Below are 16,007 nucleotides of genomic sequence, written 5' to 3'. Positions count from 1 at the left end.
AGCCGTGACGTGATGGCCCGGCAGGCCGACGAGCGGGTCGCGGGCGCCCGGCTCAGGCTGCCCCGGCGGGTGGTCGAGAAGCCCCTGCAGCAGGTCGCCAAACGCCTGCTGATGGCGCTCGGCGTGCTGATCGCGACCGTTCTCATCGTCTATCTCGACCGGTCCGGCTACCACGACAACGCCGACGACACGGTCGACTTCCTCGACAGCGTCTACTACGCGACCGTCACGCTCTCCACCACGGGCTACGGCGACATCGTCCCGTACAGCGACTCGGCGCGGCTCGCGAACATCCTGCTGGTCACGCCGCTGCGCGTGCTGTTTCTGATCATCCTGGTCGGAACCACCCTCGAGGTCCTCACCGAACGGACCCGGGAGGAGTTCCGGCGGAAACGCTGGAGGGCCACCTTGCGCGACCACACCGTCATCGTCGGCTTCGGCACCAAGGGGCGCTCGGCGATCCAGACGCTGTGCGCGACCGGACTGCGCAAGGACCAGATCGTCATCGTCGACCCGGCGACCAAGGTCATCGAGGCGGCCAACGCCGACGGGTTCGTCGGCGTCGTCGGCGACGCCACCCGCAGCGACGTGCTGCTGCGCGCCGAGGTGCAGAGGGCCCGTCAGATCGTCATCGCCACCCAGCGCGACGACACCGCGGTCCTGGTCACGCTGACGGCCCGCCAGCTCAACAGGGGCGCGAAGATCGTGGCCGCGGTCCGCGAGGAGGAGAACGCGCCGCTGCTGCGCCAGTCCGGCGCCGACGCCGTGATCACCAGCGCCAGCGCCGCCGGCCGGCTGCTCGGCCTCTCCGTCCTCAGCCCCAGCGCGGGCACCGTGATGGAGGACCTCATCCAGCAGGGCTCCGGGCTCGACCTCGTGGAACGGCCGGTGACCAAGGCCGAGGCGGGCAAGAGCGTGCGCGAGACGAAGGATCTGGTGGTCAGCGTGTTGCGCGGCCACCGGCTGCTCGGCTACGACGACCCCGCCGCGAGCCCGCTCCAGCTCACCGACCGGGTCATCACCATCGTGCGCGCCGCCCCGCTCGCGCCGCTGACCACCCCCGACGAGGACTGAACCCACCGGAGGCAGCTCCGGGAGTAGCCTCGCCGGCATGCATGCGATCACGATTCCGGAACCCGGCGGGCCCGAGGCGCTGGTCTGGGCCGAGGTGCCCGACCCCGTCCCCGCCGAGGGCGAGGTCCTCGTCGAGGTGGTGGCGAGCGCCGTCAACCGCGCCGATCTGCTCCAGCGCCAGGGCTTCTACGACCCGCCGCCGGGCAGCTCCCGCTACCCGGGGCTCGAGTGCTCCGGCCGGATCGTCGCGCTCGGCCCCGGCGTCTCGGACTGGTCCGTCGGCGACGAGGTGTGCGCGCTGCTCGTCGGCGGCGGTTACGCGGAGAAGGTGGCCGTGCCGGTCGGGCAGTTGCTGCCCCGGCCGCAGGGCGTGGACCTGGTGACGGCCGCCGCGTTGCCCGAGGTGGCCTGCACGGTCTGGTCGAACGTCTTCATGCTGGCGCATCTGCGGCCCGGCGAGACGCTCCTCGTGCACGGCGGCGCGAGCGGCATCGGCACGATGGCGATCCAGCTGGCCAAGGCTGTCGGGGCCCGGGTCGCGGTCACCGCCGGCAGCGCCGACAAGCTGGCCCGCTGCGCCGAGCTCGGCGCGGACATCCTCATCGACTACCGCGAGCAGGACTTCGTCGAGGAGCTCCACAAGGCCACGGACGGGGCCGGGGCTGACGTCATCCTGGACATCGTCGGTGCCAAGTACCTGGACCGGAACATCAAGGCCCTCGCCGTCAACGGCCGGCTCGTCGTCATCGGTCTCCAGGGCGGCGTCAAGGGCGAGTTGAACCTGGGCGCCCTGATGGCCAAGCGCGCCGCCGTCCTGGCCACGACCCTGCGCGCCCGGCCGCTGGACGAGAAGGCGGCGGTGGTCGCCGCCGTCCGCGAGCACGTCTGGCCGCTGGTCGAGGCGGGCACGGTCACCGCGGTCGTCGACCGCACGGTGCCGCTGGCGGACGCCGCCGAGGGCCACCGGGCCGTCGAGGCGAGCAGCCACGTCGGCAAGGTGCTGCTCCTGGCGCCGAGCGCATAGACGCCCGCACCGCGCAGGCCGCGAAAGGCCGCGCCGAACGCGCGCCGAACGTGCAGGTCGCGCCGTACGCGTAGGCCGCATACGACGGGGCCCGGGCCGCGGAATTCACCGCTGCCCGGGCCCCGACTCGTACGGGCCGGCTACAGATACGGGCCGGAGCCGACCGCACGGCCGTGGTGCGGGCCGTGGTCGTCGTCATCGTCGTGCGGCGCGCCCGGCGGAAGTGCCCGGCGCATCTGCTCCAACTGGGCGCGGGCCGCCATCTGCTGGGCGAACAGCGCCGTCTGGATGCCGTGGAACAGCCCTTCGAGCCAGCCGACCAACTGGGCCTGCGCGATGCGCAGTTCCGACTCGGAGGGGATGGCCTCGTCGGTGAACGGCAGGGAGAGCCGCTCCAGTTCCTCGACCAGTTCCGGGGCGAGCCCGTCCTCCAGCTCCTTCACCGAGCTGGCGTGGATGTCCTTGAGACGGACGCGGCTGGCCTCGTCGAGAGGTGCCGCCCTGACCTCCTCCAGCAGCTGCTTGATCATGCTGCCGATGCGCATGACCTTCGCGGGCTGCTCCACCATTTCCGTCACCGGGACCTCGCGGGGTTCGTCGTCGTCACCCTGGGTGCCGCCGAGCGGCATCCCGTCCTGGCCCACTACGAGGACCTTGGGGCTGCTCTCCTGCGACCTGTCATTCCTCGGCATATCCATGCCGCCATTCTCTCGCACACATGCCTCATCACACGGTGTGCCCCTGGAGGAGGGTGATCCACCCTCCTCCAGGGGCAGGACATGTGTCTCAGTGCGCGGCGCGGCGGGCCAGCGCCCCGCGGGAGCGGGTCACCAGGGCCGCGAGCAGCGCGGCGCCGAGCGGCACGAACACCAGGAGCGCGGCGAGCGTCGCCCAGGGCACGACGATCGGCACGTACGGCGGGCCGTCCGTCACGCCGCCCCAGCCGTTGTCGAGGCTCTCCTGGTAGTACGCCAGCTGCTGGCGCTCGTCCGTGAGCCGCAGGCCCATCGCGGGCAGCACACCGGCGACCGAGCCGAGCAGCACGCCCATGGCCGCGACCACCCCGCACTGGAAGCCGCTGAGGATGCGCCGCACCCGGGGCGGGGCGCCGACCGCGGCGAGCGTCTTCAGGTCGGCCTCGGCGTCGGCCTGGGCGAGGCCGGTGGCGATGCCGGCGGCGCCGATGGTGACCAGGCCCGCGAAGATGGTCAGCGCGATGAGGACGATGCTGTTCTTGCTGACGTAGCCCTGCTCCAGGGTGAGGTCGATCTTGCCGCCGAGCTTGGCGAGCTCGGCGTCGAGCTTCTGCTGCTGCTCGGTGCTCGGCATCCGGTCGGTGGTGAAGAGCGCGCCGAGCGGGACGGTGCTGATTCCCGCGGCCTTGGCGGCGGCGGGGCTGAGCACGCCCTGCAGGCCGTAGGCGTTCGGCGAGCCGGGCACCTGATAGGCGGTGAAGGTCTTCAGCACGCCGGGCGTGGGCTTGTTCTGCTCCGCGGCGCGCTGGGCGGCCTCGTTGTCGGTGACCAGCTTGACGCCGACCTTGCCGGTCTTGTCGACCTGCCTCCGGTCGAAGCTGAGGTACTTGCCGTCGGCGAGGGCCCGGACGGCGCCGGGGTCCGTGATGCCGAGGACCTTGAGCAGCTCGGCGTCGGCGACCAGCAGATTGCCCTCGGTGGGGGCGGACCCGCCGCCGTCGCCCGTGGCGCAGCGCCAGTCCTTGGCGAGTGCGCGCCGCTGTTCCTTGGTGAACCTCGACGCCGGGTCCTCGTCGGAGTCGTCCGTCCGGGTCCACAGCGGGCACTGGTTGGCGTCCGGGACGACGACCTCGTAGGTGCCGCAGCCGGGGCTGGCGTCCCAGGTCGAGCAGCCGGTCCGGCCGACGGTGATCCTGGAGACGTCGGCGCGGACGTCGACGGGGAAGGTGCGCTGCACGGCCTCCCGGGCCGCCGGGACGTCCCGCCCGCCGTCCTCGCCGGTGAACACGGAGACCGCTCCGTAGGGCAGCTTCGGTTGGTATCCGGCCTCGTCCTGGGCGTCTCTGCTCGCCGCGTACGTGGAGACGGCGACCGTGCCCGCGACGGCGGCCAGGACCGCGGCGACGGCGGGCGCCGTGCGGCCCCGGTTGCGCACGGCGTCGCGCAGCGCGAGCCGCGGTGACAGCGGCAGCCAGCGTCCGGCGCGGCCGAAGAGGCCCACCAGGGCCGGGGTCATGGCGACGACGCCCAGCTCGGCGAGGGCGGAGCCGCCCGCGACGATGATGAACTGGTCGGTGACGACCGAGCCGTACAGGGCGATCGCGGCACCGAGCAGCAGTGCGACCAGGCCGACCAGCGGCAGCACCCGGCTGGCCCGGCGCACCCCGCGGCGGCCGGTGAGCGAGGCGAGCACGGTCTGCCGGGAGGCGGTGATCGCCGGGACGATCGCGGAGAGCAGGCCGGTGAGGACGGCCAGCGCGGCGATCCCGAGGATCTCGAGCGGCCGGACGGTGAAGCCGCCGAACCGCTGCCCCATGTACTCCTCGAGATAGGGCCGGAGGGCGAAGGTCAGGAGCACGGCGAGGACCGTGCCGACGACGGCCGCGGCGACGCCGATGACGAGACCGCCGCTCAGCACGATGGCCCGGATGTGGCTGCGGGCACCGCCGTTGGCGCCGACGAGGCCCAGCTGGCGGCGGGAACGGCGGGCGCCGACGGCGAAGGCGGGCCCGGCGAGCAGACAGATCTCCAGCATCGCGAGACCGACCACGGTGCCCACGGCGGCGAGCTCGGCGGCCTTGGCGGCCGTGCTCGCCTGGAACTGTCCCCAGCCCTCGTGCTGGTAGAGCGGCACCTCGGAGTCCGGCGGCGGGTTCAGCACCACGGCGCGCGAAACGACCTGCACGCCCTTGGCGTTGATCTGCTTGACCATGTTCCACGTGAAACCACCGGACGCGGAGGCGTCGGACGCCCCGGCCCGCTTCACCAGGTACGTGGTGGAGTAACCGGGCGCCGGCAGACCGGACTTCTCGACGGCCGCGCCGTACGGCTTCAGGAAGGCGCCCGGCAGCGCGTTGACCTGCTCCTGCTTGAGCTCGCTGGGCAGCTCGTACACACCGGTGATCGTGTAGAGGCGGTCGAAACCGCGGGCGGAGAGCGTGGAGCCGATCTTCAGGCCGCTGGACTCAAGGAAGCGCGTGGTCACGGCGACCTCGTCGGCCCTCTCCGGGAAACGGCCCTCGCGCAGCCACATGATGCCCCGGGCGACCGGGTCGGCGGCCTTCAGCTCGCGCACGTCGGTGTTCAGCAGCCCGTACGCGGTGGTCAGTTTGGCGGTGCCGGAGCTGTCGGTGAGGACCGTGGCACCGGCCGGGATGAGCTTGTGGACGTCGGTCGGGCCGTCGGGCCAGGGCTTGTTGCCGTTCGAGAAGTCCTCGACGGTGGTGCTCTGGTTGCCCTGCGGGTCCTGCATGATCGGCGCGCCGTCGACGTGGGCGTCGCTGAAGCGGGCGTCGGCGGCGCCGATGTCGCGCTCCAGGCTCTGTACCGGGGTGAGTTCGGAGCTGCGGAAGGTCAGCTCGAAGGCGCTCACACCCAGGATCGGCAGCGCGATCATCGCGAGGACGAGGAAGCTGCGGCCCTTGGAGCGCCAGGCGTCGCGGCGGGCGATCCGGATCGCGGCCCGCCAGGAGTGGAACCAGGTCGTCACCGCTGCCCCGCCCGGCCGCTCAGGAGCGAGTCGGCCTCGCTGCGTACGGTCTGGTCGACGACGGCGCCGTCCCGCAGGAACACCACGCGGTCGGCCCAGGCGGCGAACCGCGGCTCGTGGGTGACGAGGATGCCGGCGGCACCGGCGTCGCAGCGGGAGCGCAGCAGGGCGAGCACGGACTCGCCGGTCTCGGAGTCGAGGGCGCCGGTGGGCTCGTCGGCGAGGACGAGCCGGCGGTCGCCGACCAGGGCGCGGGCGATGGCCACGCGCTGCTGCTGGCCGCCGGACATCTCGTCGGGGAAGCGGTCGGCGAGGTGGCCGAGCTCCATCTCCGACAGCGCGGCGAGCGCCTCGGCGCGGGCCTTGCGGGCGGAGACACCGTCGAGTTCGCGGGGCAGGGCCACGTTCTCCGCGGCGGTGAGCGCCGGTATGAGGTTGTAGTCCTGGAAGACGTAGCCGATGCTGCGGCGGCGCAGCGCGGCGAGCTCCTTGCGGCCGGCGGTGGTGATGTCGGTGCCCTCGACGAGCACCTGGCCCGAGGTGGGGGTGTCCAGGCCGCCGGCGATGGTCAGCAGGGTGGACTTGCCGGAGCCGGACGGGCCCATGACGGCGACGAGTTCACCCGGGTAGACGTCGAGGTCGATGCCGCGCAGGGCGTGCACCTCGGTGGCGCCGGAGCCGTGCACACGGGTCAGGTTGTGCAGACGCAGCACGGGCTGTGGCTGTTGCTGTACGGACATGGAGATCCCCCTCGGGGTACGCCTCGGACGGCCGCGTGGCGGGCGGCCGTTGGCGGAGCCGGGCGTACGGTCTGGGTCTGGTCTGGGACGAGGTACTGGTCTGGGACGAAGTGCTGCTGTGGGGCGAAGTGCTGCTCTGCGAAAGGACGTACGGGGTTCCGGTGGCTCAGCGCCGGTAGGCGGAGCCGGTGCGCGGCCGGGCCGGCGCCGCCGGTGGTGACGGTGTCGTCTCCGGGTTCGCGGCCGCGGCGGCCGAGAGCCGGATCAGCCGGGACTCGCAGTGGTCGAGCCAGCGCGCCTCCGCCTCCGTCTGGAAGATCAGCTGCTCCAGGACGAGCAGCCAGGCGACGTCGTCGCGGGCCCTGGCCCCGTTCTTCTCGACGGCGCTGATGGCCTGCGCCTTGAGCCGGGTGTAGTCCTGCATGGCCTGCACGGTGTGCCGGCGCTGGGACTGGATGACGTCGCGGATGTCGACCCCGGGCGCCCCGACGGCCATGGCGAGCTTGATGGACAGCTCGTCACGGGCCGGACTGGTCCGGTCCACGGGCCGTTCGAACCAGGTGCGCAGCTCGGCGCGGCCGTCGTCGGTGATCGCGTAGAGCGCGTGCCCGGCCTCGTCCTCGCCGTCCTGCACGACCATTCCGTCCCGTTCGAGACGGCTGAGGGTCGTGTAGACCTGGCCCACGTTCAGCGGCCACGTGGAGCCGGTACGGGACTCGAACTCCGTACGGAGCTGGGAGCCGTAGCGCGGGCCGTGTTCGAGGAGGGCGAGGAGCCCGTGGCGGATCGACATACTCAGTATGTATACCGAGTATGTCGACGCTGCCAAGCGACCTGAGGCGGACGTGCGGGGTCCGACTCAAGGGGGACCCGGGCCGGACGAGGCCCGCGCCGAAGGGCTCAGCGGCGCCGCATCCGCAGCCCGAGGAAGCCGATCCCGAGCCCCACGAGAGCGAGCCCGATCCCCAGCGTGAGCACGGGAAACCGCCGGTCGGAGAGGGAGGTCGCGGCCTCGGTGCCGATCCGCGGCGCGGCCTCCGGCTCGCCGGCGGGCGTGTTCCGCCCGGCGGGGACGTCCGTCTCGGGGACCACGCCGACCCCTTCGTCGGGCTCGGCCGCGGGATCCTCCTCTGTTGCCGTTTTGGTACGAGCGGGGGACGCCGGATCCGTCGGCGTGGGCGACTCGGGCGCGGCGGCGGGCCGCCCGGGGCGCGCCCGGCCCTCCCCCGCCGGGCGCCCCGCGAGCGACGCGGGGTCGCTGGGCGCGGGCGGCTCGGAGGGCTCGGAGGGCTCGGAGGGTTCAGAGGGTTCAGAGGGCTCGTTCGATTCCGCCGATTCCGCGGGCCCGGACGGCTCCGACGGCCCGGGCGACCCCGAGGGGACGGCGGAACCGCTCGGGGCGGGCGCGGGGGAGACGGTCGCGGAGGGCCTGGCAGAGGGCCTGGAGGAGGGCGTCGCGGAGCCGCCGCCGGCCGAGGGCGGCCGCGGGGTGCGCGTGGCAGCCGGGGCCGTTGCCGGCGTGCTCGCCGTTGCCGACGTGGCCGCCGTACTCGCCGTGGTCGACGCGGCCGACGTGCTCGACGTGCTCGCCGTGCTCGCCGTGTTCGCCGTGTTCGCGGGCGCGGCCTCGGCCCCGTACGCGACGGGGGCCGTGAGCGGGACCGCGACGGGGAGCGCGACCGGCGCCGCACATGCCGTGAAACAGCAGGCGAGGGCAGGTGCGAGTACCCGCGTCCTCGTCGCGCGGAGTCCTGGAGCCACCGGGTGACCCCCTCCCGTGCCGAGCCCGTACCGAGCCGTCGAGCCGTTCGACTCAGCGTCACACGACGGGACGGACCCGGCACCCGGAGTCGTCCGCTAGGGGACCCGGGGGACCGGACCGGGGCCGGAGCGGGTCGGACAGAGGGTCAGGACCAGGGCCGGACAGAGGGCCGGGCAGAGGGTCGGGGCGGGGCCGGACAGAGGGCCGGGCCCCGGCCGGACCGGCTACTGCGCCGGGTTGCCCGTCGACACCTCGAAGGTGAACTCGGCGTCGTCCTTGGAGATCTCCGTGCCCTGGCGCGGGTACTGCGTGATGACCGTTCCCTGGCCGTAGGTGTTCTCGTCGACCGACGACTCGGCCTTGACCTTCCAGCCCGCGGCCTGGATGCAGTCCTTCACCGACTGGATGTTCTTGTAGGTGAAGTCCGGGACGTCGAACTTGTTCGGGTCCGAGTCCGACTCGCTCGGCTCCGTGCACTTCTTGGAGTCGATGGTCTTGGTGAGGTCGGGCCCCTTGTGGCCGGGCGCGCTGCTCGCGCTCTGGCTCGGGCCGTCGTTGCCGCCGGCGTTGTTGTCCGAGTCCTTGTTCATGATCGAGACGCCCACGATCACGCCCACGACCACCAGCAGCCCGATCGCACCGATGACGATCTTGTTCATGCCGCTCTGCCCGCCACCGCCGCCGCCACCGCCGCCGGTCGGCGCGGGCTGCTGCACGGTGTACGGCCCGGGGACGGGCGTGGGCGCCGGTGCCTGCATCTGGAAGGCCGGGGGCGGGGTCTGGTAGGCCGGGGCGGGGGCCTGCTGCGGGTAGCCGTACGAGGGCGCGGGCGCCGGGGTCGGCGCGCCGTACGGGTTCGGCTGCGGGACCGGCTGGTACGGGGTCTGCACGCCGTGCGTGGCCGGCGGCGGGGTCTGGCCGACCGGCGGGAAGACCGCGGAGCCGACGCCGGAGCCGCTCTGCACCGGGCCGCCCGCGACGATCACCGGCGCGCCGGTCTGTCCGGCGGAGAGCACCCGCAGGCACTCGTCGCGCATGGCGGCGGCGCTCGGGAAGCGCTCGTTCGGGTTCTTCTTCAGCGCGCGGGCGACGAGGGCGTCCATCGCCGGGGTCACCGAGCGGTTGACCGACGAGGGCGCGACCGGCTCCTCCTGGACGTGCGCGTAGGCGATGGCCAGCGGCGAGTCGGCGTCGAACGGCAGCCGGCCCGTCAGCAGCTGGAAGAGCATGATGCCGACGGAGTACAGGTCGGAGCGGGCGTCGACGCCGCGGCCCAGGGCCTGCTCGGGGGAGAGGTACTGGGGGGTGCCGACGACCATGCCGGTCTGGGTCATGGAGGTGACCCCGGACTGCATGGCGCGGGCGATGCCGAAGTCCATGACCTTGACCACGCCGCGCTTGGTCATCATCACGTTGCCCGGCTTGATGTCCCGGTGGACCAGGCCCATCTCGTGGCTGGTCTCCAGGGCTGCCAGCACGTCGGCCGTCACCTTCAGCGCCTTGTCGGCCGGCATCGCCCCGTACTGCTGCACGTCGGCGGCGAGCACCGAGCCGAGCGGCTGGCCCTCCACGTACTCCATGACGATGTACGGCATGACGGCGCCGTCGAGGGTGTCCTCGCCGGTGTCGAAGACCGAGACGATGTTGGTGTGCGACAACTTCGCAACAGCCTGCGCCTCGCGCCGGAACCGTTCGCGGAAGGACTGTTCGCGGCCGAGCTCGGTGTGAAGGGTCTTGATGGCGACCTGGCGGTCGAGGGCGCTGTCGTAGGCCAGGTACACCGACGCCATGCCGCCCTCGCCGAGCAGGTCACGCAGCTGGTAGCGGCCACCCGCGACCGAACCGCCCGCATAGCGGCCCTGTGCGCCGTCCTGGCTCATCTGTTGCTTCCCCCTACGCGCGCGCGGCGGCGCTGATCGGAATTTCTCGGCCAAGTCTGCCCGAGGGCAGTGACACGTCAAGCCGCGCACCGGTTCGGTACCCGTTCCGTGACCCTTCGTACAGCCGGGCTGCCGGAAGCGTGACGGGAACACCACGGGATTTGCACAGGTGTACGTGTGTGGAGTGGGATGGCCGGTCAAGCGCGGACCGTGATGTCGTACGGAGCCTGTAGCGTGACGACTGGACACGGCACGAGAGACGACGGCGAGGACTGATGGCACCCGAATCCGGAGCAGGTGGCGGTGTGCCGGACGCGTCGGCCGAGTCCTGGGGCTTCGGCGGCGTCGTCGGAGACGGCCGCTACCGGCTGACCCACCGTCTGGGCCGCGGCGGCATGGCCGAGGTGTTCGCAGCCGAGGACGTACGGCTCGGGCGCACGGTCGCCGTGAAGCTGCTGCGCCCCGATCTCGCCGAGGACCCGGTCTCCAAGGCCCGCTTCACGCGCGAGGCGCAGTCGGTCGCCGGCCTCAACCACCATGCGATCGTGGCCGTGTACGACTCGGGCGAGGACGTCGTCGGCGACAAGTCCGTGCCGTACATCGTGATGGAGCTGGTCGAGGGCCGCACCATCCGCGACCTGCTGATCAGCGCCGAGGCGCCCGGTCCCGAGCAGGCCCTGATCATCGTCTCCGGCGTCCTGGAGGCGCTCGCCTACTCCCACCAGCACGGCATCGTGCACCGGGACATCAAGCCGGCGAACGTGATCATCACCGACACCGGCGCGGTCAAGGTCATGGACTTCGGCATCGCCCGCGCGCTGCACGGCGCGTCGACGACGATGACGCAGACCGGCATGGTCATGGGCACGCCGCAGTACCTCTCCCCCGAACAGGCGCTCGGCAAGGCCGTCGACCACCGCTCCGACCTGTACGCGACGGGCTGTCTGCTCTACGAACTGCTCGCGCTGCGCCCGCCGTTCACCGGCGAGACTCCGCTGTCGGTGGTGTACCAGCACGTCCAGGACGCGCCGATCCCGCCGTCCGAGGTGGCGCAGGCGGCACCGCCGGAGCTGGACGGCCTGGTCATGCGCTCGCTCGCGAAGGACCCGGACGACCGCTTCCAGAGCGCCGAGGAGATGCGCGGCCTGATCCAGTACGGGCTGCAGATGCTCCAGGACCAGGGCGGGCACACCGGCCGCTGGAACACCGGCCCGGTCGAGCTGTACGACGGCGGGCACACCCCGCCCGGCGGCCACTCCCCGGTCGGCGCGACGGCCGTGATGGGCATGGGCCACGGCATGGGCCACCCCATGAACCACGACACCGCGCAGGGCCCGATCCTGCCGCCGCTGAACCCGGACGACGGCGCGGCCGGCGGCTATGGAGGCTACGACAGCGGCTCCGGTGGCTACGGCGGCCCCGGCGGCTACGGGCCGGACGGCGGCGCGTACGGGGCGCAGGGCGGCAAGGGCGGCCGCGGCAAGGTCGTGCTGTTCCTGGCGCTCGCGCTGATCGCGATGGTCGCGGGTGTCGTGTACGCGATCGACGCGGCCGGCAAGAAGGACGACGGCGGCAACACCAAGCAGCCGGCGGTCACCGACTCGCCGTCCACGAAGAGCGAGTCGCCGGAGCCGTCCGACGAGCCGTCGAACGACACCGGGACGCCGGACGACTCGTCGTCGGGCGGCGGCAACGACCAGGACTGGACGCCGCCGACCAGGCCGACGCACGACCCGACGACCGCGCCGACGCCCACGGACGAGCCGTCGACGGACCCGACGGACACGACCGACGGCGGCACGGGCACGAGCGACGGCGGCACCTCCACGGGCACCAGCGACGGCGGGACCACGACCGGCACCTCCGACGGCGGTACGTCGACCGGCACCAGCGACGGCGGCACCTCGACGGGCACGTCCGACGGCGGTACGTCGACGGGCACCTCGGCGGGGACGACCTCCGGCACCGGCACCTCGTCGGGCACGACCAGCGGCACCGTCGCGGGCACCACCCGCTGACCGCTCACCCCGCGAACGCGTCGCGCACCGCCTCGTACTCGCGGGTCCACCACACCACCAGGGCCGACACCGCCGGGAACAGCGGGTCGGCCCTGCGGTCGTGCAGCTGGTAGCGCCAGCGCAGCGTCCAGAAGTCGTTGAGCCGCTCCCACCACACCCGGTCGACCGCCGCGGCCAGCTCGGCGCGGTCCGCGCCCGCCGCCCGCCGGTAGGCCCGCGCGTACGCCCGCACCTTGTCGAGGGCCAGCTCGCCCGACGGCCGTACGAAGAAGATCGCGGCGGCCCGGACGGCCTCCTCGGCGCGCGGGCGGACGCCCAGCCGGTCCCAGTCGACGATCGCGGCGGGCTCGGCGCCCCGGTAGAGCAGGTTGAAGGGGTGGAAGTCGCCGTGCACCCAGCCGGTCGCGGCGGCGGGCGGCGGACGGCGGTGGGCGTGGGCGGCGAGCAGCAACCGGCGCTCGCGCAGCCGGTGCTCGGCCAGCTCGTCGAAGCAGTCGCGGTGCCGGCGGGCCCGGACGAGGCGCAGCAGCTCGTCGATGAGCCGGAAGGTGTCCTCGGGGCGGGCGCTCTCGTGGCCGCCGTCGGCGTCCGGCGTGGGCGAGCGGGCCGGCGGCTCCATGACCCGGTCCAGGCTGGTGTGGACGTGCCCGAGGAGGGTGCCGAGGCGGCGCGAGCCGGCGGTGGACAGCTGGGCGCCGTCGCGGTGCCGGCCGTCGATCCAGGGGTGCAGGGCGTAGCAGTGGCCCCCGATGACGGCGACGGTGCGGCCGGTGGCGTCGGGCAGCGGCGGGGCGACGGGCAGGCCGAGGGCGTGCAGCCGCTGGGTGGCCCGGTGCTGGCGGACGATGGTGTCCCGGTCGGCGGTGCGGGCATCCAGGTGCTGCTTGAGGAAGTAGCGGCCGCGGGTGGTGGCGAGCCGGTACCCCCGGTTCAGTAAGCCCTGGGCGACGGGTTCGCAGGACAGTGGTTCGCCCGCGTCCGTGTAGCGGCGCAGCAGCGGGCCGACGGGCGGATGCGGGGGCGCGGAGGGGCGGGACGCGGAGGACCGGGGTGCAGATGAGCGCAACACTCCGCAGATGTTAGATCACGCTGCGTGGTGGATTTCCTCGGTGCGCTCACCGGCCGGATCGGTGCGCTCACCGGCCGAACAGTCGAGCGAGTGCACGGTGGCGAACCGGGGCTCGACGCGCAGGAAGACCGGGTCGAAGGGCTCTCCGTCCACAGTGCGCGGGGCCGGCCCGAAGGCGGCCAGCTGCTCCGCGGTCGGCTCGACGATCTCGGCGGTACCGGTGAACTGCACGGACCACAGCTCCGCCGCGCCGGAGTTCAGGTTGTCCGCCTCGTACACGACGACGCTGCCGTGGCAGGCCCGGTGGTAGCCGGGGCCCCGGTGGAGCCGGATCAGGACGCCGCCGCCGTCCACGACGTGCCGGGCGGGGGCCACGAACGGCATCGCCCGCATGCTCGTGGCGACCCGCCCGTACGGCACACGGGTCAGCAGCTCGATGGCACGGAGCTCGTCGGTGGGCATGGGTACCACTCTCCGCCCGCCGCGCCCGGGCGGAAAGGGGCCCCCGCCCCGGTCCGGAGGGGACGTAGGTCCCGAACGGGTCAGCGCGTCAGTGGTGGCTGCGCTCGGCCTGCATCCGCGCCACGTACGCGGCGGCCTGCGAGCGCCGCTCCATGCCCAGCTTCGACAGCAGGCTGGAGACGTAGTTCTTGATGGTCTTCTCCGCGAGGTGGAGCCGCTCGCCGATGGCCCGGTTGGTCAGGCCCTCGCCGATCAGATCGAGGATCCTGCGCTCCTGCTCGGTGAGATGGGCGAGCCGGTCGTCGCCCTTCCCGCCGTTGCCGTCGCGCAGCCGCTCCAGAACCCGCGCGGTGGCCACCGGGTCGAGCAGCGACTTGCCGTCGGCGACATCGCGGACGGCATTCAGGAGTTCGTTACCGCGAATGGCCTTCAGGACATAACCCGAGGCCCCGGCCATGATCGCGTCGAAAAGGGCCTCGTCGTCCGCGTACGAGGTGAGCATCAGGCACTTGATCGAATCGTCCGCGGAACGGATCTCACGGCACACCTCGACGCCGCTGCCGTCCGGCAGGCGCACGTCGAGCACGGCCACATCGGGGCGGACCGCGGGAATCCGGACGAGCGCGTCCGCGGCGGTACCGGCCTCGCCGACGACCTCGATGTCGGGCTCCACGGAGAGCAGCTCATGGACGCCGCGCCGTACGACTTCGTGGTCGTCCAGCAGAAATACCGTGATTTTTCCTTCTTCGCGCACCGGGCCAGTCTCACATATTGGCTCTTCCCGCGCCCGGGGTGGCCGAGATAACCTCCCGGGTGTTCCGACGACGGCGTCGGGCCCGTTGTCCACGCCCTGACCAGCGGAGAGTTCCCCTTTTCTCGATTTACTTGGAAATCCAAGCAAAATCGCAGGTCAAGTGGGGTTTCGCGGAAATGTCGCGGGGTGGGTAACGTGCCTATGACGGCGCTCACCGGGACACCTGTCACGCCCGACCCGGCCGCGTCGCACCCACCCCGTGCGATGGCACGGACAAGGCGGAGCCGCACTGGCTTCCCCGGTAACCCCGGGAGCCGGACCGACGGAGGAGCACGCACGTGACCGTGGAAAGCACTGCCGCGCGCAAGACGACGCGCAGCAGCGGCACCAAGCGCACCGCAAGCAGCGCCACCAAGAAGACGAGTGCCAAGCCGGCCGCCAAGGCCCAGTCCCCGCAGCAGCCCCAGGAGCCGGAGCTCATCCAGCTGCTGACGCCCGAGGGCGAGCGGATCCACCACCCCGAGTACGACATCGACCTGACGGCCGAGGAGCTGCGCGGTCTCTACCGCGACATGGTCCTCAGCCGCCGCTTCGACGCCGAGGCAACCTCCCTGCAGCGGCAGGGCGAGCTGGGCCTGTGGGCCTCGCTGCTCGGCCAGGAGGCCGCCCAGATCGGCTCCGCCCGCGCCCTGCGGGACGACGACTACGTCTTCCCCACCTACCGCGAGCACGGTGTCGCCTGGTGCCGCGGGGTCGACCCCACCAACCTGCTCGGCATGTTCCGCGGCGTGAACAACGGTGGCTGGGACCCCAACAGCAACAACTTCCACCTGTACACGATCGTGCTCGGCTCGCAGACGCTGCACGCCACCGGCTACGCCATGGGCGTCGCCAAGGACGGCGCGGACTCCGCCGTGATCGCGTACTTCGGTGACGGCGCCTCCAGCCAGGGCGACGTCAACGAGTCGTTCGTCTTCTCCGCGGTCTACAACGCCCCGGTCGTGTTCTTCTGCCAGAACAACCAGTGGGCCATCTCCGAGCCCATCGAGAAGCAGAGCCGCGTCCCGCTCTACCAGCGCGCCCGCGGCTTCGGCTTCCCCGGCGTCCGGGTCGACGGCAACGACGTCCTGGCCTGCCTGGCGGTCACCCGCGCCGCCCTGGAGCGTGCCCGCCGCGGCGAGGGCCCGACCCTCATCGAGGCGTTCACCTACCGCATGGCGGCCCACACCACCTCCGACGACCCGACGCGCTACCGCCGCGACGCGGAGCGCGAGGAGTGGGAGGCCAAGGACCCGATCGCGCGCCTCAAGGCCTACATGGAGAACGAGGGCCACGCGGACGCGGCCTTCTTCGAGGAGCTGGAGACGGAGAGCGAGACGCTCGGCAAGCGCGTCCGCGAGGCCGTCCGCGCCATGCCCGTCCCGGAGCACACGGCGATCTTCGACAACGTGTACGCGGACGGGCACGCGCTCGTCGACGAGGAGCGCGCGGAGTTCGTCGCGTACCAGGCGTCCTTCGAGGGCGGAGAGGCCGAGTAACC

General features: G+C 72.5%; 14 protein-coding genes. 5 read left to right on the top strand and 9 right to left on the bottom strand.

The features are described from left to right. The first annotated feature begins 12 nt into the window (after window positions 1-12). Window positions 13-1,074, top strand: a complete 1,062-nt coding sequence (locus ACIRSU_RS21070) for a potassium channel family protein (RefSeq protein WP_403794921.1) — start codon at window positions 13-15, stop codon at window positions 1,072-1,074. Between the two features lie 37 nt (window positions 1,075-1,111). Further along, window positions 1,112-2,098 carry an NAD(P)H-quinone oxidoreductase gene (locus tag ACIRSU_RS21065; RefSeq protein WP_403794199.1) on the top strand — a complete coding sequence of 329 codons (987 nt, stop codon included), beginning with the start codon at window positions 1,112-1,114 and terminating at the stop codon, window positions 2,096-2,098. Between the two features lie 140 nt (window positions 2,099-2,238). Here the strand turns inward: ACIRSU_RS21065 and ACIRSU_RS21060 are convergent, their stop codons facing one another. From ACIRSU_RS21060 to ACIRSU_RS21040, 5 genes are all read right to left on the bottom strand, one after another. Next, complete coding sequence (locus ACIRSU_RS21060) at window positions 2,239-2,796, bottom strand: bacterial proteasome activator family protein (RefSeq protein WP_403794198.1); 558 nt, start codon at window positions 2,794-2,796, stop codon at window positions 2,239-2,241. A gap of 88 nt (window positions 2,797-2,884) precedes the next feature. Beyond that, on the bottom strand, window positions 2,885-5,782 hold the full coding sequence (locus ACIRSU_RS21055) for an ABC transporter permease (RefSeq protein WP_403794196.1): 2,898 nt from the start codon (window positions 5,780-5,782) through the stop codon (window positions 2,885-2,887). After that, complete coding sequence (locus tag ACIRSU_RS21050; RefSeq protein ID WP_403794193.1) at window positions 5,779-6,522, bottom strand: ABC transporter ATP-binding protein; 744 nt, start codon at window positions 6,520-6,522, stop codon at window positions 5,779-5,781. Before ACIRSU_RS21050 ends, ACIRSU_RS21055 begins: the two co-directional genes overlap by 4 nt. Before the next feature lie 166 nt (window positions 6,523-6,688). Continuing rightward, window positions 6,689-7,315, bottom strand: a complete 627-nt coding sequence (locus ACIRSU_RS21045) for a PadR family transcriptional regulator (RefSeq protein ID WP_403794191.1) — start codon at window positions 7,313-7,315, stop codon at window positions 6,689-6,691. Between the two features lie 107 nt (window positions 7,316-7,422). After that, window positions 7,423-7,614, bottom strand: a complete 192-nt coding sequence (locus tag ACIRSU_RS21040; protein WP_403794188.1) for a hypothetical protein — start codon at window positions 7,612-7,614, stop codon at window positions 7,423-7,425. A gap of 82 nt (window positions 7,615-7,696) precedes the next feature. Between ACIRSU_RS21040 and ACIRSU_RS21035 the strand changes: the two genes are divergently transcribed. Beyond that, window positions 7,697-8,290 (top strand): hypothetical protein, encoded by a 594-nt coding sequence (locus ACIRSU_RS21035; protein ID WP_403794186.1) that lies wholly within the window; start codon window positions 7,697-7,699, stop codon window positions 8,288-8,290. Window positions 8,291-8,508: 218 nt separating this feature from the next. Here ACIRSU_RS21035 and ACIRSU_RS21030 read toward each other — a convergent pair whose 3' ends face one another. After that, on the bottom strand, window positions 8,509-10,164 hold the full coding sequence (locus ACIRSU_RS21030) for a protein kinase (protein WP_403794183.1): 1,656 nt from the start codon (window positions 10,162-10,164) through the stop codon (window positions 8,509-8,511). 275 nt (window positions 10,165-10,439) lie between these two features. Between ACIRSU_RS21030 and ACIRSU_RS21025 the strand changes: the two genes are divergently transcribed. Next, on the top strand, window positions 10,440-12,182 hold the full coding sequence (locus tag ACIRSU_RS21025) for a protein kinase (protein ID WP_403794180.1): 1,743 nt from the start codon (window positions 10,440-10,442) through the stop codon (window positions 12,180-12,182). 4 nt (window positions 12,183-12,186) lie between these two features. On the opposite strand, the gene ACIRSU_RS21020 is transcribed toward ACIRSU_RS21025, so the two are convergent. From ACIRSU_RS21020 to ACIRSU_RS21010, 3 genes are all read right to left on the bottom strand, one after another. Then, window positions 12,187-13,251 carry a phosphotransferase gene (locus ACIRSU_RS21020; protein ID WP_403794177.1) on the bottom strand — a complete coding sequence of 355 codons (1,065 nt, stop codon included), beginning with the start codon at window positions 13,249-13,251 and terminating at the stop codon, window positions 12,187-12,189. 15 nt (window positions 13,252-13,266) lie between these two features. Continuing rightward, window positions 13,267-13,713: a pyridoxamine 5'-phosphate oxidase family protein gene (locus ACIRSU_RS21015; RefSeq protein ID WP_403794175.1), complete on the bottom strand. Its 447-nt coding sequence runs from the start codon at window positions 13,711-13,713 to the stop codon at window positions 13,267-13,269. An 88-nt stretch (window positions 13,714-13,801) separates the two neighbouring features. Beyond that, entirely contained in the window at window positions 13,802-14,467 is a 666-nt protein-coding gene (locus ACIRSU_RS21010; RefSeq protein WP_403794173.1) for a response regulator, read from the bottom strand. 338 nt (window positions 14,468-14,805) lie between these two features. Here ACIRSU_RS21010 and pdhA point away from each other — a divergent pair, with 338 nt between their 5' ends. Next, window positions 14,806-16,005 carry a pyruvate dehydrogenase (acetyl-transferring) E1 component subunit alpha gene (gene pdhA / locus ACIRSU_RS21005; RefSeq protein WP_403794171.1) on the top strand — a complete coding sequence of 400 codons (1,200 nt, stop codon included), beginning with the start codon at window positions 14,806-14,808 and terminating at the stop codon, window positions 16,003-16,005. The last annotated feature ends 2 nt before the right edge of the window (window positions 16,006-16,007 follow it).

This window comes from Streptomyces sp. NPDC101160 (genome assembly GCF_044768205.1).
Classification (GTDB): Bacteria; Actinomycetota; Actinomycetes; order Streptomycetales; family Streptomycetaceae; genus Streptomyces.
This window is presented reverse-complemented; position numbering and strand designations above follow the sequence as displayed.

Bases quoted from the DNA above. Each gene is read 5' to 3' on its own strand.
- ACIRSU_RS21060 (WP_403794198.1), bottom strand. From the start codon at position 2,796: ATGGATATGCCGAGGAATGACAGGTCGCAGGAGAGCAGCCCCAAGGTC.
- ACIRSU_RS21015 (WP_403794175.1), bottom strand. From the start codon at position 13,713: ATGCCCACCGACGAGCTCCGTGCCATCGAGCTGCTGACCCGTGTGCCG.
- ACIRSU_RS21025 (WP_403794180.1), top strand. From the start codon at position 10,440: ATGGCACCCGAATCCGGAGCAGGTGGCGGTGTGCCGGACGCGTCGGCC.
- ACIRSU_RS21030 (WP_403794183.1), bottom strand. From the start codon at position 10,164: ATGAGCCAGGACGGCGCACAGGGCCGCTATGCGGGCGGTTCGGTCGCG.
- ACIRSU_RS21045 (WP_403794191.1), bottom strand. From the start codon at position 7,315: ATGTCGATCCGCCACGGGCTCCTCGCCCTCCTCGAACACGGCCCGCGC.
- ACIRSU_RS21070 (WP_403794921.1), top strand. From the start codon at position 13: ATGGCCCGGCAGGCCGACGAGCGGGTCGCGGGCGCCCGGCTCAGGCTG.
- ACIRSU_RS21050 (WP_403794193.1), bottom strand. From the start codon at position 6,522: ATGTCCGTACAGCAACAGCCACAGCCCGTGCTGCGTCTGCACAACCTG.
- ACIRSU_RS21065 (WP_403794199.1), top strand. From the start codon at position 1,112: ATGCATGCGATCACGATTCCGGAACCCGGCGGGCCCGAGGCGCTGGTC.